This is a genomic window from Streptomyces sp. NPDC047453 (assembly GCF_040643155.1).
Taxonomy (GTDB): Bacteria; Actinomycetota; Actinomycetes; order Streptomycetales; family Streptomycetaceae; genus Streptomyces.
The window spans coordinates 20,264-42,529 of the sequence record NZ_JBEYTS010000004.1; the positions used below are offsets into that span (position 1 = coordinate 20,264).

Annotated in this window: 18 protein-coding genes and 1 riboswitch; of the genes, 15 read left to right on the forward strand and 3 right to left on the reverse strand. The window is 74.2% G+C overall.

Going from position 1 to position 22,266, the window contains the following annotated elements:
- Window positions 1-119 precede the first annotated feature (119 nt).
- Together ABZ818_RS05610 and ABZ818_RS05615 are read right to left on the reverse strand one after the other, a co-directional pair.
- Entirely contained in the window at window positions 120-1,247 is a 1,128-nt protein-coding gene (locus tag ABZ818_RS05610) for an alpha/beta fold hydrolase (protein WP_361411240.1), read from the reverse strand.
- Between the two features lie 162 nt (window positions 1,248-1,409).
- Window positions 1,410-2,075 carry a class II aldolase/adducin family protein gene (locus ABZ818_RS05615; protein WP_361411242.1) on the reverse strand — a complete coding sequence of 222 codons (666 nt, stop codon included), beginning with the start codon at window positions 2,073-2,075 and terminating at the stop codon, window positions 1,410-1,412.
- 155 nt (window positions 2,076-2,230) lie between these two features.
- On the opposite strand from ABZ818_RS05615, the gene ABZ818_RS05620 reads away from it, so the two are divergent.
- From ABZ818_RS05620 to cobI, 9 genes are all read left to right on the forward strand, one after another.
- Window positions 2,231-3,493, forward strand: a complete 1,263-nt coding sequence (locus ABZ818_RS05620) for an inorganic phosphate transporter (protein WP_361411244.1) — start codon at window positions 2,231-2,233, stop codon at window positions 3,491-3,493.
- A gap of 33 nt (window positions 3,494-3,526) precedes the next feature.
- Complete coding sequence (locus ABZ818_RS05625; protein WP_361411246.1) at window positions 3,527-3,751, forward strand: hypothetical protein; 225 nt, start codon at window positions 3,527-3,529, stop codon at window positions 3,749-3,751.
- A gap of 186 nt (window positions 3,752-3,937) precedes the next feature.
- A riboswitch (cobalamin riboswitch) is annotated at window positions 3,938-4,075 on the forward strand.
- A 99-nt stretch (window positions 4,076-4,174) separates the two neighbouring features.
- Complete coding sequence (locus tag ABZ818_RS05630; protein ID WP_361411248.1) at window positions 4,175-5,116, forward strand: cobalamin biosynthesis protein; 942 nt, start codon at window positions 4,175-4,177, stop codon at window positions 5,114-5,116.
- Entirely contained in the window at window positions 5,113-6,621 is a 1,509-nt protein-coding gene (locus tag ABZ818_RS05635; RefSeq protein WP_361411250.1) for a cobyric acid synthase, read from the forward strand. The genes ABZ818_RS05630 and ABZ818_RS05635 overlap by 4 nt, the downstream gene beginning before the upstream one ends.
- Window positions 6,618-10,286 (forward strand): cobaltochelatase subunit CobN, encoded by a 3,669-nt coding sequence (cobN, locus tag ABZ818_RS05640; RefSeq protein WP_361411252.1) that lies wholly within the window; start codon window positions 6,618-6,620, stop codon window positions 10,284-10,286. Before ABZ818_RS05635 ends, cobN begins: the two co-directional genes overlap by 4 nt.
- A complete protein-coding gene (locus tag ABZ818_RS05645; RefSeq protein ID WP_361411254.1) occupies window positions 10,283-12,346 on the forward strand; it encodes a putative cobaltochelatase in 2,064 nt (687 codons plus the stop codon). The genes cobN and ABZ818_RS05645 overlap by 4 nt, the downstream gene beginning before the upstream one ends.
- On the forward strand, window positions 12,346-12,954 hold the full coding sequence (gene cobO / locus ABZ818_RS05650) for a cob(I)yrinic acid a,c-diamide adenosyltransferase (RefSeq protein WP_361411256.1): 609 nt from the start codon (window positions 12,346-12,348) through the stop codon (window positions 12,952-12,954). The genes ABZ818_RS05645 and cobO overlap by 1 nt, the downstream gene beginning before the upstream one ends.
- On the forward strand, window positions 12,948-14,333 hold the full coding sequence (locus ABZ818_RS05655) for a cobyrinate a,c-diamide synthase (protein ID WP_361411258.1): 1,386 nt from the start codon (window positions 12,948-12,950) through the stop codon (window positions 14,331-14,333). The genes cobO and ABZ818_RS05655 overlap by 7 nt, the downstream gene beginning before the upstream one ends.
- The gene (gene cobI / locus ABZ818_RS05660; RefSeq protein ID WP_361411260.1) at window positions 14,330-15,079 is read left to right on the forward strand and encodes a precorrin-2 C(20)-methyltransferase; all 750 of its coding nucleotides are present in this window, start codon (window positions 14,330-14,332) and stop codon (window positions 15,077-15,079) included. The genes ABZ818_RS05655 and cobI overlap by 4 nt, the downstream gene beginning before the upstream one ends.
- Window positions 15,080-15,105: 26 nt before the next feature.
- On the opposite strand, the gene ABZ818_RS05665 is transcribed toward cobI, so the two are convergent.
- Window positions 15,106-15,837 carry a ZIP family metal transporter gene (locus ABZ818_RS05665; RefSeq protein ID WP_361411262.1) on the reverse strand — a complete coding sequence of 244 codons (732 nt, stop codon included), beginning with the start codon at window positions 15,835-15,837 and terminating at the stop codon, window positions 15,106-15,108.
- 95 nt (window positions 15,838-15,932) lie between these two features.
- Here ABZ818_RS05665 and cobM point away from each other — a divergent pair, with 95 nt between their 5' ends.
- Genes cobM through cobC form a run of 6 tightly spaced genes read left to right on the forward strand, consistent with a single transcriptional unit; the run spans window position 15,933 to window position 22,244 of the window.
- Entirely contained in the window at window positions 15,933-16,751 is an 819-nt protein-coding gene (gene cobM, locus ABZ818_RS05670) for a precorrin-4 C(11)-methyltransferase (RefSeq protein ID WP_361411653.1), read from the forward strand.
- Window positions 16,748-17,989, forward strand: a complete 1,242-nt coding sequence (gene cbiE, locus ABZ818_RS05675) for a precorrin-6y C5,15-methyltransferase (decarboxylating) subunit CbiE (RefSeq protein WP_361411264.1) — start codon at window positions 16,748-16,750, stop codon at window positions 17,987-17,989. The genes cobM and cbiE overlap by 4 nt, the downstream gene beginning before the upstream one ends.
- Window positions 17,986-19,686 (forward strand): precorrin-3B C(17)-methyltransferase, encoded by a 1,701-nt coding sequence (gene cobJ, locus ABZ818_RS05680; RefSeq protein ID WP_361411266.1) that lies wholly within the window; start codon window positions 17,986-17,988, stop codon window positions 19,684-19,686. Before cbiE ends, cobJ begins: the two co-directional genes overlap by 4 nt.
- On the forward strand, window positions 19,683-20,270 hold the full coding sequence (locus ABZ818_RS05685; RefSeq protein WP_361411268.1) for a precorrin-8X methylmutase: 588 nt from the start codon (window positions 19,683-19,685) through the stop codon (window positions 20,268-20,270). Before cobJ ends, ABZ818_RS05685 begins: the two co-directional genes overlap by 4 nt.
- A complete protein-coding gene (locus ABZ818_RS05690; RefSeq protein ID WP_361411270.1) occupies window positions 20,267-21,181 on the forward strand; it encodes a sirohydrochlorin chelatase in 915 nt (304 codons plus the stop codon). The genes ABZ818_RS05685 and ABZ818_RS05690 overlap by 4 nt, the downstream gene beginning before the upstream one ends.
- A complete protein-coding gene (gene cobC / locus ABZ818_RS05695) occupies window positions 21,171-22,244 on the forward strand; it encodes an Rv2231c family pyridoxal phosphate-dependent protein CobC (protein WP_361411272.1) in 1,074 nt (357 codons plus the stop codon). Before ABZ818_RS05690 ends, cobC begins: the two co-directional genes overlap by 11 nt.
- Window positions 22,245-22,266: the final 22 nt, after the last annotated feature.

The window sequence follows — 22,266 nt, forward strand, 5'->3', positions numbered from 1 at the left end:
AGGGCAAAGAGGACCCCGGACAGGCACCATCCGGCCGGTTCCGAAAGGGGTCCGAGGATCCGTCCGGACGCCGGCCCCGAGGCAGGTGACACGGGGCGAACCGGAACCGTGCCCCCACCTCACATCAGCGGTGTCAGGAAGCGCCGCAGGGCTTCCTCGTACCCCTCGGGGTCGGCGTTCCACATCGCGCCGTGCGGAGCGTTCGGCACCGTGTGCAGCGCGACCAGGTTGGGACGGCGTTCGGCGAGGCGGCGGGAGAGCTGCCAGGGGGCCACCCGGTCGCCCGGGCCGTGGAAGATCAGCGTCGGTACCGTGAGCCCCTCCGGGTCCGTCGCCGCGGCCAGGCGGTCGCCGTACAGACCGGTGCGCCCCTGCGCGGCGCGCACCGCGAGCGGCAGCAGCGGGCCAGGGGTGTGCCGCGCCCGGGCCAGGGCCCGCAGTGTCACCTCCCAGTTGAGCACCGGGGAGTCCAGCACCAGTCCGGAGATCCGCTCGCGCACAGCCGAGCGGGTGGCGGCGCGCAGCGCCATCGTGGCGCCGGTGGACCAGCCGTGCAGAACGATCCGCTCGGCGCCGTACCGCACGGCGTAGCGGATCGCCGCGTCCAGGTCGCGCCACTCGGTCTCGCCGAGGTGGTTCAGGCCGTCCGGCGGACGGGGCGCGCCGAGGTCGCCGCGGTAGGCGAGGGCCAGCACCGGGAAGTGCCGGCGGTGCAGGAACCCCATGATGTTCATGGGGAGTTCGCGGGTGGCGCCCAGGCCGTGCACCGCGATCACCCAGGTCTCGCGGACTCCGGGCACGAACCACGCGGGCAGGGGGCCGAGTTCGCCCGGTATGTCGACGTCGGCATGCTCGATGCCGAGGGCGGAGCGCGGGTTGCCGATGTGCAGGTTCGGGGTGAGCCACACCTTGTCGCCGCGGTGCAGGGCGCCGTGGGTGACGCGCTCCAGCCGGCGTACGACGGTGTCGGGCCGGTGCGGGGCGGTGGGCAGGACGGGGCCGACCACCGCGTGGGAGCCGTTGCCGGCCAGGCCGTAGGTGCCCGGGCGCAGGGAGGCCAGGTCCCGGGTGAGGCTGATCTGCCCGGCGGCCGTGCCGTGCACGCTGAGCCGGGGTTCGGTGGGCAGGGGCCGGCCCGGGAGCGCCTTGAGCGCGGCGTCGCTCGCGAGCCGGCCCGCGGCGACGCTCGCCGCGCCGGCCGCCAGGGCTGCGGTGACGGCCGCGGCCGTCGCTTTGACTGTGGGCACGGCTCCAGTGTCCTGGCGCGCCCGGTCACCGGCCAGTGGGACGAAGGGTCGGGGTGACATGTCCGCGCGAGTTCCATGGAGAGCGGCGTTCATTCCGGCGCCGCCCGCACGCGGGGCCACCGTCCCGCCCCGTTCCCGATTCCCCGGCTTCCGCCCCTGTCGCTACACGCGCCCCGGCCCCGGCTGTCCGTACGCCCGCAGCCGCTCCCCCGCCTGGGCCAGTTGCTCCGGCGTCAGCAGAGCCGGTGTCAGGCCGGGGACGCCGGACGCCGCCAGCCACACACGGCACATCCACTCCAACTGGGCCGTACGGTCGTAGGCCTGGTCGAGTGTGGCGCCGTAGGTGACGGTGCCGTGGTTGCGCAGCAGGCAGCCGGTGCGGCCGTCGAGGGCACGCAGCATGTTCCCGGCCAGTTCCTCGGTGCCGTACGTGGCGTACGGGGCCACGCGGACGGGCCCGCCGAGCGCGCCGGCCATGTAGTGGATCAGCGGGAGCTCGGTGACGAGGGTCGATACGGCCGTCGCGTGCACGGCGTGGGTGTGGACGACGGCGCCCGCGTCGGTGCTGCGGTAGACGGCGAGGTGCATGGGCAGTTCGCTGGTCGGCACCAGTGTGCCGAGCACCTGCCGGCCGTCGAGGCCGACACCGGTGACGTCGTCGTCCGTGAGCCGGTCGTAGGGGACGCCCGAGGGGGTGACCAGCACGGTGTCGCCCACGCGGACGGACACGTTGCCGGAGGTGCCGACGACCAGTCCGTCGGACACCGTGCGGCGGGCCGCCGCGACCAGCGCCCGCCAGGCGCGGGCCGTCTCTCCGAGTTCGGTCATGTGCCGATCGTGCCAGGACACCTCACGCGAGCGACCGCTCTCTCCTCATCGGACCACGGGAACGGACACCCCGATGACCGACTCAGTTCATCTTCCGTTCATCCGGGTTACCTACGTTCAACGCGCCAATGACGCTCGAACGATTGCCTGGGTAAATGGAAAGCTTCTCGATGATCCTCGCGATAGTGGTGATCACCGCACTCGCGTTCGATTTCACGAACGGTTTCCACGACACCGCAAACGCGATGGCCACGACCATCTCCACCGGTGCGCTCAAGCCCAAGGTCGCGGTGGCCATGTCCGCCGTGCTGAACCTGGTGGGCGCCTTCCTGTCCGTGGAGGTCGCCAACACGATCTCCAAGGGTCTCGTCGACGAGACCGGCATCCGTCCCGAAGTCATCTTCGCCGCCCTGGTGGGCGCGATCCTCTGGAACCTGCTGACCTGGCTGGTCGGACTCCCCTCCAGTTCCTCGCACGCCCTCATGGGCGGTCTGATCGGCGCCACCATCGCCTCGGCCGGTTTCAGCGCCGTGCACGGCGGTGTCCTGCTCACCAAGGTCCTGATCCCGGCGGTCGCCGCACCGGTCGTCGCGGGTCTGGCCGCGCTGGTCTCGACCCGGCTGTCGTACGGCATCGGCCGTAAGTCGAATTCGAACGGCAAGGCGGCCGAGAAGGGCCACCGCGCCGGGCAGATCGCCTCCGCGGGCCTGGTCTCGCTGGCCCACGGCACCAACGACGCGCAGAAGACGATGGGCGTCATCACCCTCGCCCTGATCGCCGGCGGCGCCCTCGCCCCCGGCGCCAACCCTCCCACCTGGGTCATCCTCTCGGCGGGCCTGGCCATCGCGCTCGGCACCTACATCGGCGGCTGGCGCATCATCCGCACCATGGGCAAGGGCCTGACCGACCTCCAGCCGCAGCAGGGCTTCGCCGCCCAGACCAGCGCGGCCACCGCCATCCTGGCCTCCTCCCACCTCGGCTTCTCCCTCTCCACCACGCACGTCGTCTCCGGTTCGGTGATGGGCGCGGGCCTGGGCCGCAAGGGCGGCGTGGTGCGCTGGTCCACCGCGAGCCGCATGGCCGTCGCCTGGGCCCTCACGCTGCCCGCCGCGGCCCTGGTCGCGGCCGGCGCGGAGGCCGTGACGCGCCTCGGCGACTGGGGCACCTGGCTCGTCGCCGCGTTCCTGGTGGCCTCCAGCGCCGCGATCTGGAAGATCTCCCGCCGCGAGGTCGTCGACCACACCAACGTCAACGAGACCGAGGAGCCGGCCGGCGTGGTCACCCAGGCCATCGCCGCCGTCACCCCGCCCCCGGCCTCCCCGGTGACCGAGGAACTCACCGCCACGATCCCCGCCCAGGCCTCCGCACCCGCCGGTGAACCCGCGTCCGTGGCGACCCCGCCGGCCGCCACCGTCTGAGCCCGCGCCACAGGCAGAAGGAAGAGAAGCACCATGAAGATCGACTGGGTGGCCCTCGGCTCCGTCTTCGGCGTCAGCCTCGGCGTCACGGTGGGCCTCGTGGCCCTGTTCACCCTCGGCATCGCCGGCCTCTCCCGCCGCGAGCGGGCCGTCGCCGCGGGCCACGGCGGCGGGGCCCTCGCGGTCACCGGCGCCTACGCCTGCTTCGCCGCGTGCGCCGCCGCCGTGGCCTACGGGATCTACCTGATCGTGGCCTAACCCGCCGCGGCCCGGCCCCTGGCAACCGGGTTCGGGTCCGGGTCCCACCCCCTCACGTCACCCGCCCTTTCCGGGCCGTCCCCACGACGGCCCGGGAAGGGCGGGTCTTCTGGTCCCCGGCGCCCGCGGTGTGGGCCTCATCTCAGTACCCCTGCGCAGGTCAACGGCAGGTTGACGGGTGTTCGCGGTGCGTGGTGGACTGCCGGAGCCAAGTACGGCGGCAGGAGAGGAAGTCCGGTGCGAATCCGGCGCGGTCCCGCCACTGTGACCGGGGAAGAACTTCCCCGGGAGCCAGGAACTCTCGCCGCCGGTCTCGTCGAACCAGGGCGTGGACACCCTGAGTGAGGACACATATCGCCATGCGCGGCTGCCGACCAAGGTTCACCAGCGTCTGTCCGACCGTCCGCACGACCGGCTGACCCGATGGGTGCCGATCGCGACTTCGCGTACGGCGCCGCCGCCGGCCTCCTCGGTGACCTGCTCCTCGGCGATCCGCGCCGCGGGCACCCCGTCGCCGTGTTCGGACGGGCCGCGGGTGCCGTGGAACGCGCGCTGTGGCGGGACCACCGCGGCTGGGGCGCCCTGCACACCGCCGTGTGCGTGGGGGGCGTCGTGTCGTCGGCCGCGCTGGCCGTGTCCGCCGCGCGTTCCTCCCGTACCGCGTCCGTCGCGCTGACCGCCGCCGCCACCTGGGCCGTCGTCGGCGGGACCTCCCTCGCCCGTGAGGCACGGGAGATCGGGCGCGCGCTGGGGGCCGGGGACGTCGAGGCCGCCCGGGCGCGGCTGCCGCATCTGTGCGGGCGCGACCCGCAGGCGCTGGACGCCGACGGGATCGCCCGGGCCGTCGTCGAGTCCGTCGCCGAGAACACCTCCGATGCGGTGGTGGGCGCGCTGGTGTGGGGCGCCGCCGCCGGTGTGCCGGGCCTTCTCGGCTTCCGCGCGGTCAACACCCTGGACGCCATGGTCGGGCACAAGTCCCCCCGGTACCGCCGCTACGGCTGGGCCTCGGCCCGGCTCGACGACCTCGCCGGATGGCCGGGGGCCCGGCTCACCGCCACCCTGGCGGCCGTCGCGGGCGACGACCCGCGCGGTGCCGTACGGGCCTGGCGCTCCGACGCCGGGAAGCATCCGAGCCCCAACGCCGGTCCGGTGGAAGCCGCCTTCGCGGGGGCGCTCGGGGTGCGGCTGGGCGGCACGCTCTCGTACGCCGGGCGCGTGGAGCACCGCCCGGTGCTCAACGGCGCCGGACGCGCCGTCCGGCCGGGTGACATCGAGCGCGCGGTACGGCTCTCCCGCCGCGTGGGCTGGCTCGCGCTCGGAGTGTGCGCGGGCGTACGGCTGCTGAAGAGAGGACGGACGTCATGAGTGGCGGTCTGCTCGTCGCCGGCACCACCTCCGACGCCGGGAAGAGCGTCGTCACGGCCGGGATCTGCCGGTGGCTGCGGCGCCAGGGCGTGAAGGTCGCTCCCTTCAAGGCGCAGAACATGTCCCTCAACTCGTTCGTCACCCGGGAGGGCGCCGAGATCGGGCGGGCGCAGGCCATGCAGGCCCAGGCGTGCCGCATCGAGCCGACCGCGCTGATGAACCCGGTGCTGCTCAAGCCGGGCGGCGAGCAGAGCAGCCAGGTCGTCCTGCTGGGCAAACCGGTGGGCGAGTTGAGCGCGCGCGGCTACCACGGCGGGCGGCAGCAGAAGCTCCTCGGCACCGTGCTGGACTGCCTCGCCGAGCTGCGGAGCACGCACGACGCGGTGATCTGCGAGGGGGCGGGCAGCCCGGCGGAGATCAACCTGCGCCGGACCGACATCGTCAACATGGGGATCGCGCGCGGCGCGCGGCTGCCCGTGCTCGTCGTCGGCGACATCGACCGCGGTGGCGTCTTCGCCTCCTTCTACGGCACGCTCGCACTGCTGTCGCCGGAGGACCAGGAACTCGTCGCCGGGTTCCTCGTCAACAAGTTCCGCGGGGACGTCTCGCTGCTCGAACCCGGGCTCGACATGCTGCACGGGCTCACCGGCCGGCGTACGTACGGCGTGCTGCCGTTCCGGCACGGGCTCGGCATCGACGAGGAGGACGGGCTGCGCATGTCCCTTCGGGGAGCCGTGCGGGAGTCCGCCGTGGCTCCCCCGGTCGGGGAGGACGTGCTGCGGGTCGCCGTCTGCGCCGTGCCGCTGATGTCCAACTTCACCGACGTGGACGCGCTCGCCGCCGAACCGGGCGTCGTCGTGCGGTTCGTGGACCGGCCCGAGGAGCTGACCGACGCCGACCTCGTCGTCGTGCCCGGCACACGCGGCACGGTCAGGGCGCTGGAATGGCTGCGGGAGCGGGGGCTCGCACGGGCTGTGGCGAGCCGGGCCGCCGAGGGGCGGCCGGTGCTGGGCATCTGCGGCGGCTTCCAGATCCTCGGCGAGCACATCGAGGACGACGTGGAGAGCCGGCGCGGGCACGTCGACGGGCTGGGCCTGCTGCCCGTACGGGTCGGGTTCGCCCGTGAGAAGACCCTCACCCGGCCGCGGGGCGTGGCCCTCGGCCAGCGGGTCGAGGGGTACGAGATCCACCACGGGGTCGCCGAAGTCACCGGCGGGGAACCCTTCCTGGACGGCTGCCGGGTCGGGGCCGTCTGGGGCACGCACTGGCACGGCTCGCTGGAGTCGGACGGCTTCCGGCGCGCGTTCCTGCGCGAGGTGGCGGCCGCGGCTGGACGCCGTTTCGTGCCGGCGCCCGACACCTCGTTCGCCGCGCTGCGCGAGGAGCAGCTCGACCGGCTCGGCGACCTGATCGAACAGCACGCGGACACGGACGCGCTCTGGCGGCTCATCGAGTCGGGCGCGCCGCAAGGACTGCCTTTCATTCCACCGGGAGCGCCCGCATGAGCACAGTGTTGTTGTTGTCGACCGCCGACACCGATCTGCTCGCCGCCCGAGCCTCGGCCGCCTCCTACCGGATCGGCAATCCGACCCGCGTGGACGTCGACGAGGAGCTTCCGGGGCTGCTCGACGGTGCGGACATCGCCGTCGTACGGCTGCTCGGCGGCAAGCGCGCCTGGGAGGACGGACTCGCCGCGCTGAAGGCCTCCGGCGTGCCGACGGTGCTGCTGGGCGGAGAGGCCGTACCGGACGCCGAGTTGATGGCCGAGTCGTCGGTGCCGGCCGGAGTCGTGGCGGAGGCGCTGAAGTACCTCGTCGAGGGCGGCCCGGAGAACCTGGCGGAACTCGCCCGGTTCCTCTCCGACACGGTGCTGCTGACCGGCGAGGGCTTCGAGGAGCCGCGGCGGATGCCGGAGTACGGCGTCCACGGCGAACGTGCCCTGGTGGCCGGGCGCCCGACCGTCGGCGTGCTCTTCTACCGCGCCCACGAACTGAGCGGCAACAGCGCGTTCGTCGACACGCTGTGCGACACGATCGAGGCGCACGGCGCCAACGCCCTTCCCGTCTACTGCGGTTCGCTGCGCGGCGCGGACGCCGGGCTGTACGAGATCCTCGGACGCGCCGACGCCCTGGTCGCCACCGTCCTCGCCGCCGGTGGCACGCACGCTTCTCAGGCGTCGGCGGGCGGCGACCAGGAGGCCTGGGACATCGGGGCGCTCGCGGACCTCAACATCCCCGTGCTGCAAGGGCTCTGCCTGACCTCCTCGCGCGCCGCGTGGGACGAGTCCGACGCCGCGCTGTCCCCCATGGACGCGGCCATGCAGGTCGCCATCCCGGAGTTCGACGGGCGGCTGATCACCGTCCCGTTCTCCTTCAAGGAGCAGGGCCCGGACGACGTGCCGGTGTACACGGCCGACCCCGAGCGGGCCGCCCGGGTCGCCGGGATCGCCGTACGGCACGCGCGGTTGAAGCACAAGGCCAACGCGGAGAAGCGGGTCGCGCTTGTCTTCACGGCGTACCCGACCAAGCACTCACGGGTCGGCAACGCCGTGGGGCTCGACACCCCGGCGTCGGCGGTACGGGTCCTGGACGCGCTGCGGGACGCGGGCTACGCGGTCGAGGGCTGTCCCGACAACGGCGACGAGCTCATCCACCGCCTCATCGAGGCCGGCGGTCACGACGTGGAGTGGCTGACGGAGGACCAGCTCGCCGCCGCGCCCGCGCGCGTGCCGCTGGCCGACTACCGGGCGTGGTTCGACCGGCTGGACCCGGAGCTGCGGAACGCGATGACGGAGGCGTGGGGCGAGCCGCCGGGCGGCCTGTACGTCGACGGCGGCGACATCGTCCTGGCCTCCCTGCGGTTCGGGAACGTGGTCGTCATGATCCAGCCGCCGCGCGGCTTCGGCGAGAACCCGATCGCGATCTACCACGACCCCGACATGCCGCCTTCCCACCACTACATGGCGGCCTACCGGTGGCTGGAGGCTGGGACATCAGAGGGGGGGTTCGGCGCCGACGCGATCGTGCACATGGGCAAGCACGGCACGATGGAGTGGCTGCCCGGCAAGGGGCTGGGCCTGTCCCGCGGATGCGCGCCGGACGCGGTGCTCGGCGACCTGCCGCTGGTGTACCCGTTCATCGTCAACGACCCCGGCGAGGGCACCCAGGCCAAGCGGCGCGGGCACGCCACGGTCGTCGACCACCTCGTCCCGCCGATGGCGCGCGCGGACACGTACGGCGACCTGGCCAAACTGGAGCAGCTCCTGGACGAGTACGCGCTGGTCTCCGACCTGGACCCGGCGAAGGCTCCCGCCGTGCGGGCCCAGATCTGGACCCTGGTCAAGGCCGCCGAGCTGCACCACGACCTGCGGGTGGACGAGCAGCCGGACGACGACGCGTTCGACGAGTTCGTCATGCACATCGACGGCTATCTGTGCGAGATCAAGGACGTGCAGATCAGGGACGGCCTGCACATCCTCGGCGGCGGCCCGGTCGGCGAGCCGCGCGTGAACCTGGTGCTGGCCGTGCTGCGCGCCTCCCAGGTGTGGGGCGGGCAGGCGAACGCGCTGCCGGGGCTGCGGGCCTGTCTCGCGGAGCACTTCGGTCTGGTGGAGAAGGAGTTGCTGGCCGAGCCGGGCGCGCCCGTGAAGGTGCCGGTCGAGCTGACGGAACTGGTCGAGGGGCCCTCCCGTACGGCGGCGGACGCCATCGACCTGCTGGAGCAGCTGTGCCGGCGGTTCGCCGAGGGCATGGAGGAGCGCGGCTGGGCGGCCGACGCGGCTCCGGCGCTGGTACGGGAGGTGCTGGGCACCGAACTCCCGGACGCGACGGCCGTGCTGGAGTTCGCCTGCACCGAGGTCGTGCCGCGGCTCGCCCGTACGACGGACGAGATCGGGCACATCCTGCGGGCGCTGGACGGCGGTTACGTCCCCGCGGGGCCGTCCGGCTCGCCGACCCGGGGTCTGGTCAACGTGCTGCCGACCGGGCGCAACTTCTACTCGGTCGACCCCAAGGCGATCCCGTCCAGGCTGAGTTGGGAGGTCGGCCAGTCACTGGCTGACTCGCTGGTCGCCCGCTACCTTCAGGACACCGGCGCGTACCCGAAGTCGGTGGGCCTGACGGTCTGGGGCACGTCCGCGATGCGCACCCAGGGCGACGACATCGCCGAGATCCTGGCGCTGCTGGGCTGCCGCCCGGTGTGGGACGACGCCTCCCGCCGGGTGACCGGTTTCGAGGTGGTCTCCCTGGCGGAGCTGGGCCGGCCGCGCATCGACGTGACGGTCCGCATCTCGGGCTTCTTCCGGGACGCGTTCCCCCACGTCGTCGGGCTGATCGACGACGCGGTTCGGGCGGTGGCGGAGCTGGACGAACCCGCCGAGCGGAACTTCGTGAAGGCCCACGCCGACGAGGACACCACCGAGCACGGCGACCGGCGCCGCGCCACGGCCCGTATCTTCGGCTCCAAGCCGGGCGCGTACGGCGCGGGTCTGCTGCCGCTGATCGACGCGCGCAACTGGCGCTCGGACGCGGACCTCGCAGAGGTGTACGCGGTGTGGGGCGGCTACGCCTACGGACGCGGCCTCGACGGGCGAGCGGCGCGCGGGGACATGGAGACGGCGTTCCGGCGGATCGCGGTGGCGGCGAAGAACGTCGACACCCGTGAGCACGACCTGGTCGACGCGGACGACTACTTCCAGTACCACGGCGGCATGGTCGCGATGGTGCGCCATCTGACGGGGGCGAGCCCCGAGGCGTACGTCGGGGACTCCGCCGTCCCGGACCAGGTCAAGACCCGCACGCTGGGCGAGGAGACGCACCGGGTCTTCCGCGCCCGGGTGGTCAACCCGCGCTGGATGGCGGCCATGCGCCGGCACGGCTACAAGGGCGCCTTCGAGATGGCGGCGACCGTGGACTACCTGTTCGGCTACGACGCCACGGCGGGCGTGGTCGACGACTGGATGTACGAGAAGCTCAGCGCCGAGTACGTCTTCGACGCCGAGAACCGGGACTTCATGAAGAAGTCCAACCCATGGGCGCTGCGGGGCATCACCGAGCGGCTGCTGGAAGCGGCCGACCGCGGGCTGTGGGCCGAGCCGGACGCGGACACGCTGGAGCGGCTGCGGGCCACCTACCTGGAGCTGGAGGGCGACTTGGAGGGCGAGGACAAGTGACCACCCCGTATCCGTTCACGGCTGTCGTCGGACAGGACGACCTGCGGTTGGCGCTGCTGCTGAACGCGGTGTCTCCGCAGGTGGGCGGTGTTCTCGTGCGCGGCGAGAAGGGCACCGCCAAGAGCACCGCCGTACGTGCCCTGTCGGCCCTGATGCCCACGCTGAACGTCGTCTCCGGCTGTCGTTTCTCCTGTGACCCCGGCTCGCCCGACCCCGCCTGCCCGGACGGGCCGCACGAGCCGGGGGCCGGTGCCGAGCGGCCGGCGCGGATGGTCGAGTTGCCCGTGGGGGCCTCCGAGGACCGGCTCGTGGGCGCGCTCGACATCGAGCGGGCGCTCGCCGAGGGCGTGAAGGCGTTCGAGCCGGGCCTGCTCGCCGACGCGCACCGCGGGATCCTCTACGTCGACGAGGTCAACCTTCTGCACGACCACCTCGTGGACCTCCTGCTGGACGCTGCCGCCATGGGCGCCTCCTACGTGGAACGCGAGGGCGTCTCCGTACGGCACGCTGCGCGCTTCCTGCTCGTCGGGACCATGAACCCGGAGGAGGGCGAGCTGCGGCCGCAGCTCCTCGACCGGTTCGGGCTCACCGTCGAGGTCGCGGCCTCCCGGGAACCCGACCAGCGGGTGGAGGTCGTGCGCAGGCGGCTCGCCTACGACGACGGCCCCGCCGCCTTCGCCGCACGCTGGGCCGACGAGGAGGCCGCCGTACGGGCGCGGATCGTGGCCGCGCGGGAGCTGCTGCCGCAGGTCCGGCTGGGCGATGGCGCGCTGCGGCAGATCGCCGCGACCTGTGCCGCCTTCGAGGTGGACGGCATGCGCGCCGACATCGTCATGGCCCGGACCGCCACCGCGCTGGCCGCCTGGGCCGGGCGGACCGACGTGCTCGCCGAGGACGTCCGGCAGGCCGCGCTGCTGGCCCTCCCCCACCGGCGGCGGCGGAATCCGTTCGACGCGCCGGGGCTGGACGAGAACAAGCTCGACGAGACGCTGGAGCAGTTCGGCGATTCCCCGGACGACGACTCCGACCCCGATCCGGACGGGCCGGGCGGGCCGGGCGGAGGCGGCGGGCAGCCGACGCAGGACGGCCCCGAGGGCAACGGGGACACGCCCGCCCAGCCCGAGGCCGGCGACAGCGGCGAGCCGCAGCCCTCCGGTGCCGGCGCCGGTGAGCAGTCCGCCGTACGCTCCTCCGAGCCGTTCCGCACCAAGGTGCTGAGCGTGCCCGGCCTCGGCGAGGGCGCCGCCGGGCGGCGTTCGCGGGCGCGGACCGAGCACGGGCGCACGATCGGGGCACGGCGGCCCCGAGGCACCCTGACCAAGCTGCACCTGGCGGCCACCGTGCAGGCGGCGGCCCCGCACCAGCGGGCACGTGGGCGGTCCGGGCCGGGGCTGGTGGTCCGCCGGGACGATCTGCGGCAGGCGGCCCGCGAGGGGCGTGAGGGGAACCTCGTCCTGTTCGTGGTCGACGCCTCCGGCTCGATGGCCGCGCGGCAGCGGATGAGCGCCGTGAAGGGGGCGGTGCTGTCGCTGCTCCTCGACGCCTACCAGCGGCGGGACAAGGTGGGGCTGGTGACCTTCCGGGGCAAGGACGCGCAGGTCGCGCTGCCGCCCACCTCGTCCGTGGACGCCGCCGCGGCCCGGCTGGAGTCGCTGCCGACGGGCGGGCGCACTCCGCTGGCGGCCGGGCTGCTCAAGGCGCACGAGGTGCTGCGGGTCGAGCGGCTGCGTGATCCCGCGCGGCGGGCGCTGGTCGTGGTCGTGACCGACGGGCGGGCCACGGACAAAGGGGCGGCGCGAAGCGCCTCAGGCCGGGGTGGTGGTCGGGCGACGGGTGGGACGGAGCCGGTGGCCCTGGCCGGGCGCGCGGCGCGGCTGTTCGCGGCCGAGGGGGTCGCGTCGGTGGTCGTGGACTGCGAGTCGGGGCCGGTGCGGCTGGGGCTCGCCGGACAGCTCGCGGGTGAACTGGGCGGTACGGCCGTGGCGTTGGACGAGCTGCGGGCGGACAGCATCGCCGGTCTTGTCAGGGACGTGCAGGGGACTTCGAGGAGGGCCGCGTAATGCCTCAGGGGCAGCCGAGCGTCGTACCGGAGGACGGGCTGACGACCCGCCAGCGGCGCAACCGTCCGCTGGTCGTCGTGCACACCGGGGTCGGCAAGGGCAAGTCCACCGCCGCCTTCGGGCTGGCGCTGCGCGCCTGGAACCAGGGCTGGCCGATCGGGGTGTTCCAGTTCGTCAAGTCGGCGAAGTGGCGCGTCGGCGAGGAGCGCGCGCTACGGGTGCTCGGCGACTCCGGCGAGGGCGGGTCCGTCGCGTGGCACAAGATGGGCGAAGGCTGGTCCTGGGTGCAGCGGGACGCACAGGGTGACAACGCGACCAACGAGCAGAAGGCGCGTGAGGGCTGGGAGCAGGTCAAGCGGGACCTGGCCGCCGAGACGTACCGGCTGTACGTGCTCGACGAGTTCGCGTACCCGATGCACTGGGGCTGGATCGGCACCGACGAGGTCGTGGACGTGCTGCGGAACCGGCCCGGAACCCAGCATGTGGTGATCACCGGGCGGAACGCACCCGAGGAACTGGTGGACTTCGCCGACCTCGTCACCGACATGTCCAAGGTGAAGCATCCGATGGACGCCGGGCAGAAGGGGCAGAGGGGCATCGAGTGGTGACGTCCCTGTCCGTGCCCCGGCTGGTCGTCGCCGCGCCCTCGTCGGGCAGCGGCAAGACCACCGTCGCCACGGGGCTGATGGCCGCGCTGACCCGGCGGGGCCTTTCGGTGTCCCCGCACAAGGTCGGCCCGGACTACATCGACCCCGGGTATCACGCGCTCGCCACCGGGCGTGCGGGGCGGAACCTGGACGCGTACCTGTGCGGGCCGGAGCTGATCGGGCCGCTGTTCCTGCACGGGGCGCGCGGGTGTGACGTCGCCGTCGTCGAGGGCGTGATGGGGCTGTACGACGGGGCCGCCGGGGAGGGTGAACTGGCGTCCACCGCGCAGGTGGCGAAGCTGCTGCGGGCGCCGGTGGTGCTGGTCGTCGACGCGTCGTCGCAGTCGCGGTCGGTGGCGGCGCTGGTGCACGGGTTCGTGACCTGGGATCCGGAGGTGCGGATCGGGGGCGTGATCCTCAACAAGGTGGCCTCCGACCGGCACGAGGCGCTGCTGCGCGAGGCGCTGGACGCGGTCGGGGTGCCCGTGCTGGGAGTTCTGCGGCGGGTCGAGCAGGTCGACACGCCCTCTCGTCATCTCGGTCTGGTGCCGGTCGCCGAGCGGCGGGCGGCGGCCGTGGACGCGGTGACGGCGATGGCGGCGCAGGTCTCCGACGGGTGCGATCTGGAGGCGCTGGTCGCGCTGGCGCGCGGTGCGGGGACGTTGCCGTGTGCGGCCTGGGACGCGGCCGAGGTCCTGCTCTCCGCCGGCGGGGGATCCTCCCGGGAAAGGCCCAGGGTCGCCGTCGCCGGTGGATCCGCCTTCACCTTCTCCTACGCCGAGCACGCCGAGTTGCTGAGCGCCGCCGGGGCCGAGGTCATGCCCTTCGACCCGCTGCGGGACGAGCGGCTGCCCGAGGGGACCCGCGGGCTGGTCGTCGGGGGCGGGTTTCCCGAGGTGTACGCGGCGGAGCTGTCCGCCAACGAGCCCTTGCGCGGGGCCGTCGCCGAGCTCGCGCTCGGCGGCGCTCCCGTCGCCGCCGAGTGTGCGGGGCTGCTGTATCTGTGCCGGGAGCTGGACGGGCAGCCCATGTGCGGGGTGCTGGACGCCTCGGCGCGGATGACCGGGCGGCTCACGCTCGGCTACCGGGACGCCGTGGCCGTGAGCGGCAGCGTGCTCGCCGGGGCCGGGGAGCGGATGCGGGGGCACGAGTTCCACCGGACCGTCGTCGAGCCCGGCTGGGGGACGGGGGCGGCGGCCCCCGCCTGGGGTGTGCGCGTCCCCGAGCGGCGGGTCGAAGGCTTCGTACAGAGGAACGTGCACGCGAGTTATCTGCACACGCACTGGGCCGCCGCGCCCGGTGTCGCCCGTCGGTTCGTCGAGAGGTGCCGGACGTCATGAGCAGCAGGCTGATCGGAGTCGGGGTGGGTCCCGGCGATCCGGAGCTGGTGACCGTCAAGGGCGTCAACGCCCTGCGTGCCGCGGACGTCGTCGTCGTGCCCGTGATGGGCGCGTCCGACGGAACGGACGGCGGGGAACGGGGGCGTGCCGAGGCGACCGTGCTGCACTACGTGCCCGCGGAGAAGGTCGTCCGGGTGGTGTTCGCGCTGAACGAGCGGTCGGACCGGGCGCGGCGGGAGGCCGCGTGGGACGCGGCCGGGGCGCGGGTCGCCGGGCTGCTCGAGGCCCGCGGCACGGTCGCCTTCGCCACCATCGGCGACCCCAACGTCTATTCGACCTTCACGTATCTCGCGCAGACCGTCGCCGCCCTGGTGCCGGGGACCGTGGTGGAGACGGTGCCCGGGATCACCGCGATGCAGGATCTGGCGGCGCGTTCGGGGGCCGTGCTGACCGAGGGCACCGAGCCGCTGACCCTGGTGCCGGTCACCGCGGGGGCCGCCGTGCTCAAGGAGGCGCTCAGCGGGCCCGGGACCGTCGTGGCGTACAAGTTCGGTCGGCAGGCGCGTGAGGTGGCCGAGGCGCTGCGGGACAGCGGGCGGATCGACGACGCGGTGTGGGGGTCGGCGCTGGGGCTGCCGGAGGAGTCGATCCGGCCGGCGTCGGGGCTGGACGGAGCACCGCTGCCGTACCTCTCGACGCTCATCGCGCCCGCGCGGCGCGAGGGCGGGCGGGGCGGCAAGCTGTGAGCCGTACCCGCACGCGGGGCGACCGGTCACGCCGCCAGGCCGACCACAACCCAGATGAAGGCCACGCCCGCGACCGTGCACAGCAGGGTCGAGCGGGCCGGGTGCTCGTGGTGGGCCTCGGGAAGGATCTCGGCCGCGGCGAGGTAGAGCAGCGCCCCGCCGAAGAGGCCGAGATAGCCGCCGAGAAACCACCCCGGGATGCTGACGAGCGTGGTCGCGGCGGCGCCCACCATGGGAGCGAGGGCGTCCGCGACGAGCATGGCGACGGCCTTGCGGCGCGCGTTGCCGTACAGGCTGGTGAGGGTGAACGTGTTGAAGCCGTCGGCGAAGTCGTGGGCGATGACCGCGACCGCGACCGCGGCGCCCATGCCGTCGTTCACCTGGAAGGCGGCGCCTATGGCCACGCCGTCCATGGCGCTGTGACCGACCATGGCGGCCGCCGCCGTCAGGCCCACCTCGGGGGCGCGGTGGTTGTGCCGCTCGGCGCCGCCGTGCGCGGCCTGCCGCGCGGCCAGCAGGCGTTCCACCAAGTGGGCCACCAGGAACCCGGCCACGAAGAGCAGCAGGGCCGCCGGTACGCCGAACACCTCCCGGTCGGCCGCGTGCAGCGCCTCGGGCAGCAGGTCCAGGCCGACCACGCCCAGCATCAGGCCGCCCGCCAGTCCCAGGACCAGGTGGCGGCGGTCGGTCACCCGCTGTGCCGTCCAGCCGCCGGCCAGCGTCATCAGGAACGCGCCGAGCGCGACGAAGACCGCCATGTGCCCTTGCTATCCGATCAGGCCCCGATCGCGCACATCCGGCCACTGCTACATCCCTGCATACCAGGACATTTCGCATGAGAGGACCCGAAGTCATGGCCGATGCCCCGACTGGCAAGGTGACCTTCGTCGGTGCCGGCCCCGGCGCCGCCGACCTGCTGACGTTCCGCGCCGCCCGCGCGATCGCCGAGGCCGACGTGGTGATCTGGGCGGCCAGCCTGGTGCAGGCCGAGGTGCTCCAGCACGCGCGCAAGGACGCGGAGATCCTGGACTCGGCGGCCATGTCCCTGGAGGACGTCGTCGCCGTGTACCGGCGGGCGCACGCGGAGGGGCTGAAAGTGGCCCGTATCCACTCCGGCGACCCGGCGCTGTGGGGCGGCACGCAGGAGCAGCTCGACCGGTGCGCGGACATCGGGATCGAGACGGAGGTCGTGCCCGGCGTCTCGTCCTTCTCCGCCGTGGCCGCGCTGGCCCGGCGCGAGCTGACGATTCCGGAGGTCGCGCAGTCGGTCGTGCTGACCCGGCTCGGTGGCGGGAAGACGCCTATGCCGCCCGGCGAGGAGGTGCGCGAGTTCGCCCGACACGGCACCACGATGGCGGTGTTCCTGTCGGCGGCCCGCAGCGGCCAGCTGGTGCGGGAGCTGCTGGAGGGCGGCTACCCGACGTCCACGCCGGTCGTGGTGGCGTACCAGGCGACCTGGCCGGAGGAGCTGATCGTCAGGTGCACGGTCGGCACGCTGGAGGAGACGGTCAAGGAGCACAAGCTCTGGAAGCACACGCTGTTCCTGGTCGGACCGGCCCTCGACGCCCACGGCACCCGCTCGCACCTGTACCACCCCGGTCACTTCCACGGCCACCGCAAGGCTGACCCCGAGGCCCGCAGGACCCTGCGCGCGCGGGGTGCGAGCACGTGATCACGGTCGTCGGCACGGGCACCGGGGCGTACGGCACTCGAGTGCCGCCCGGCGCCCGGCTCGTCGTGGGCGCACGGCGGCATCTGGACGCCGTATCGCTGCCGGAGGGCGCCGAGCGGGTCGTCCTGGGTCCGCTGGCGCCCGCGCTCGACACCATCGGGGAGTACGTCGGCAAGGAGCGGCCCGTGCTGGTGCTGGCCTCCGGGGACCCCGGTTTCTTCGGGATCGTACGGGCGCTCGCCGAGCGGTTCGGGCCCGGGCTGCTGGACGTCCGCCCCGGGGTCTCCTCCGTCGCCGCCGCCTTCGCGCGGATCGGGCTGCCCTGGGACGACGCGGTGGTGGTCAGCGCGCACGGGCGGGATCTGCGTACGGCCGTGAACGTGTGCCGGGCGCGGGCGAAGGTCGCCGTGCTGACCGGGCCGGGGGCCGGGCCCGCCGAGCTGGGCGCCGCGCTGGCGGGCACCTGCGGCGACGACCGGGTGCTGGTCGTCGCCTCCGCGCTGGGTGACCCGGCGGGCGAGCGCGTGGAGCGGCTCACCCCGGCCGAGGCCGCCGCCCGCGACTGGGGCACGGCGGTGAACGTGGTGCTGTGCCTTTCCGGGGCGCGGGCGCCGGGGCCGTTGCGCACGGTCGCGGGGCCACCGGCCGGCCCGTCCCGATGGGCCCTGGAGGAGAGCGAGTTCACCCACCGCGACTCGATGATCACCAAGTTCGAGGTGCGCGCCCTGGCGCTGGCCCGGCTCGGGCCGCACCTCGGCGACCTGGTCTGGGACGTGGGCGCGGGCTCCGGGTCGGTCGCCGTCGAGTGCGCCCGGCTGGGCGCCGCCGTCACCGCCGTCGAGAAGACGGCCGACGGCGTGGAGCGGATCCGCGCCAACGCGGCGGCGCACGGCGTGGACGTGTCGGTGGTGCACGGGGCCGCGCCGGAGGCGCTGGCCCGGCTCGCCGACCCCGACGCCGTGTTCGTGGGCGGCGGCGGGCGCGCGCTGCCCGCCGTCGTGACCGCGTGCGCGCGGCGGGCCCGGCGGACCGTCGTGGTCGCCGTGGCGGCCCTCGACCGGGTGCCGGCCGTGCGCGAGGCGCTGGCCGCCGCCGGGTTCGCCTGCGACGGCGTGCTGCTCCAGTCCTCGCGGCTGGCGCCGCTGCCGGGCGACGTGACCCGGCTCGCGGCCACCAACCCTGTTTTCCTGCTGTGGGGCACGCGGCCCCCGGTGCTTCATGAAGGAGTCACTAAGTGATCGGCCTCATTTCCGCCACGGCGGCGGGCGCGGCTGCGCGTGACCGGCTGGCCGTGGCCTGGCCGGACCGTACCCGGGTGTACGAAGGGCCCGTCGGGGAGGCCGTGCGGGCGGCCTTCGCCGAGTGCGGGCAGCTGGTGTGCTTCCTGGCGACGGGTGCGGTCGTCCGGCTGATCGCGCCGCTGCTGGGCGAGAAGGCCTCCGATCCGGGCGTGGTGTGCGTCGACGAGGGCGGCCGGTTCGCGGTGTCCCTGGTGGGCGGGCACGCGGGCGGGGCGAACGAACTGGCCCGCGCGGTGGGCGAGGTGCTGGGCGCGGAGCCGGTCGTGACGACCGCGACGGACGCCGTGGGACTGCCCGGCCTGGACATGATCGGGCTTCCGGTGGAAGGCGATGTCGCCGGGGTCTCGCGAGCGCTGCTCGACGGTGAGCCGGTCGTCCTGGACGCGGAGGTGCGCTGGCCGCTGCCGCCGCTGCCGGTCGCCGCCGAGGGCGCGTACACGATCCGGGTCACCGACCGTGCCGCCGTCCCCGCCGAGCGGGAGGTGGTCCTGCGGCCGCCGACCCTGGTGGTGGGCGTCGGCGCGTCCCGGGGCGCACCTGCCGACGAGGTGGTGGGCCTGGTCGAGGGCGCGCTCGCGGAGGCCGGGCTGTCCGCGGCGTCGCTCGCCGAACTGGCCACGGTCGACGCCAAGGCGGAGGAGCCCGGCGTCGTCGAGGCGGCCCGGCGGCTCGGGGTGCCCCTGGTCACGTACTCCGCCGATGAGTTGGCGGCGGTCGACGTGCCCAATCCGTCGCGGGCGCCGCTCGCCGCCGTCGGCACCCCGTCGGTCGCGGAGGCCGCCGCGCTCGTGCGCGGGGGTGAACTCCTCGTGCCCAAGCGGAAGTCGGAGCGCCCCGACGGGACGCCCGCGATGGCCACCTGCGCGGTCGTACGGCGTCCGGGGCGCGGGCGGCTCGCGGTCGTCGGGCTGGGGCCGGGCGCGCGGGACCTGCTCACGCCACGCGCGCAGGCGGAGTTGTGGCGCGCTTCCGTGCTCGTGGGGCTCGACCAGTACGTCGACCAGATCCGCGACCTGCTGCGGCCCGGCACCCGGATCCTCCAGTCGGGGCTGGGCGCGGAGGAGGAGCGGGCGCGCACGGCGGTCGCCGAGGCCCGGCGAGGGCACGCCGTCGCGCTGATCGGCAGCGGGGACGCCGGGGTGTACGCCATGGCCTCGCCCGCGCTCGCCGAGGCGTCCGACGACATCGACGTGACCGGCGTTCCGGGGGTCACGGCGGCGCTCGCGGCCGGGGCGGTCCTCGGCGCGCCGCTCGGGCACGACCATGTGTCGATCAGCCTGTCCGACCTGCACACGCCGTGGGAGGTCATCGAGCGGCGGGTGCGGGCGGCGGCCGAGGCGGATCTCGTCGTGACGTTCTACAACCCCCGCTCCCGGGGCCGGGACTGGCAGTTGCCGAAGGCGCTGGCGATCCTCGCCGGGCACCGGGAGCCGACGACGCCGGTCGGCGTCGTGCGCAACGCCTCGCGGCCCGGCGAGTCCAGCCGGGTCACCACGCTGGCCGGTCTCGACCCGGAGACGGTCGACATGATGACGGTCGTGACCGTGGGCAACACCGCGACCCGCGAGATCGCGGGACGCATGGTCACGCCGCGCGGCTACCGCTGGCAGGCACCCCGGGAGGAGCCCAAGTGAACCGTGTCGTGCACCCGATCGAGCAGGAGTCGTTCCGGCGGCTGCGCGCCCGCCTGGACACCTCGCGCCTCGCGCCGCTGACGCGGGCGGTGGTGGAGCGGGTCGTCCACTCCTCCGCCGACCTGGAGTACGCCTCCGACCTCGTCATGGACGAGGGCGAGCTGATGACGGCGCACGCCGCGCTGCACGCGGGGGCTCCGGTGGTCGCGGACGTGGAGATGGTGGCCGCCGGGATCACCCGGCGCACGAGCGTCTGCCGGCTGAGGGACGCCAGGTCCGGTCCCGGGATGACCCGTTCGGCGCACGCGATCCGGCTGGCGTACGAGGACGTCGGCCCGGGCGCGCTGTGGGTGATCGGCTGCGCCCCGACCGCCCTGGAGGAGCTGCTGAAGCTGGACGCCTCCCCCGCGCTCGTCATCGGTCTGCCCGTCGGTTTCGTCGGGGCGGCCGAGTCCAAGGCCGCGTTGCGCGAAAGCGGGCTCCCCGCCGTGAGCAACGTGTCCGAGAAGGGCGGTTCGGCGGTCGCCGCGGCCGCGCTCAACGCCCTGCTGTACCACCCCACTTCGCTTGAGGAGACCCTGTGACCACCCCGCCGCCGCCCGCCCTGCTCATCGCCGGTCACGGCACCCGGGACGACGCCGGAGCCGAGGCGTTCCGCAGCTTCGTACGGGAGTTGGGGCGCCGCCGACCCGAACTGCCCGTCGCGGGCGGCTTCATCGAGCTGTCCCCTCCACCGCTGGGCGAGGCCGTCGCCGAGCTGGTGGAGCGGGGCGTGCGGCGGTTCGCCGCCGTACCGCTGATGCTGGTGTCCGCCGGGCACGCCAAGGGCGACATCCCGGCGGCGCTGGCCCGCGAGAAGGAACGGTATCCGGGGATCTCGTACACCTACGGCCGGCCGCTGGGCCCGCACCCCGCGCTGCTGAGCGTGCTGGAGCGGCGGCTGGACGAGGCGGTGGATCCCTCCTGGGACCGCTCCGAGGTGACCGTGCTGCTGGTCGGGCGCGGCTCGACCGACCCGGACGCCAACGCCGAGGTGCACAAGGCGGCGCGGCTGCTGTGGGAGGGGCGCGGGTACGCGGGTGTGGAGACGGCGTTCGTGTCGCTGGCGGCTCCGGACGTGCCGAGCGGACTGGAGAGGTCTGTGCGGCTGGGCGCGCGCCGGATCGTGGTCCTCCCCTACTTCCTGTTCACGGGCATCCTGCCGGACCGGGTGCGGCGGCAGACGGCGGACTGGGCGGCGGCGCACCCGGACATCGACGTGCGCTCGGCTGACGTGATCGGGCCGGAGCCGGAGCTGCTGGACCTCGTGCTGGAGCGGTACGAGGAGGCGGTGAGGGGCGATCTGCGGATGAACTGCGACTCGTGCGTGTACCGGATCGCGCTGCCGGGCTTCGAGGACAAGGTGGGGCTGCCGCAGCAGCCGCACTTCCACCCGGACGACGACGGGCACGGGCACCACCATCATGGAGGGCACGCCCACTCCCATGCGCACTGAGGACGCGGCGGGGCACGATCTGCGGCACCACGGGGACGCCGAGGTGCGCGACGGCGGGGCGGCACTGGTCGATCTGGCCGTGAACGTACGGGCGGATACGCCGCCGGCGTGGCTGCGGGAGCGGATCGCCGCCTCGCTGACCGGTCTCGCCGCCTACCCGGACGCGCGGGCCGCGCGGGCGGCGGTGGCGGCGCGGCACGGGCTGCCGGTGGAGCGGGTGTTGCTGACGGCGGGCGCCGCGGAGGCGTTCGTGCTGCTGGCGCGGGCGTTGAAGGTGCGGCGGCCGGTCGTCGTGCACCCGCAGTTCACCGAGCCGGAGGCGGCGCTGCGGGACGCGGGGCACACGGTGGACCGGGTGCTGCTGCGGGCGGAGGACGGCTTCCGACTCGATCCGGCGGCCGTCCCCGAGGACGCGGACCTGGTGGTGGTCGGCAACCCGACGAACCCGACGTCGGTGCTGCACCCGGCCTCGGTGATCGTCGAACTGGCCCGTCCGGGGCGGGTGTTGGTGGTCGACGAGGCCTTCATGGACGCGGTGCCGGGCGAGCGGGAGGCGCTGGCGGGGCGGACGGGCGTGCCCGGCCTGGTGGTGCTGCGCAGCCTGACCAAGACGTGGGGCCTTGCGGGGCTGCGGATCGGCTATGTCCTGTCGTCGCCCGAGGTGATCGCCGAGTTGGAGCGGGCCCAGCCGCTGTGGCCCGTGTCCACTCCGGCGCTCGCGGCGGCGGTCGCGTGCGTGGAGCCGCGGGCGCTGGCGGAGGCGGAGGACGCGGCTCGCCGTATCGCCGCGGACCGGGCCCACCTGGTGGCGGGCCTGGACTCCTTCGCGGGGCACGGGGTGCGGGTGGTGCGACCGGCCGAGGGCCCCTTCGTGCTGGTGCGCATGACGGGGGCGTCGGACGTACGGCGGCGGTTGCGCGCCCTGGGATACGCGGTGCGGCGCGGGGACACGTTTCCCGGCCTTGACGGGGACTGGCTGCGGCTGGCGGTGCGGGACCGGGGGACGGTGGACGGCTTCGTGCGCGCCCTGAGCTCGGCGCTGTCGCCGCCCACCGCCCCCTGACTCACCGAGCCGGGAAGTCCCG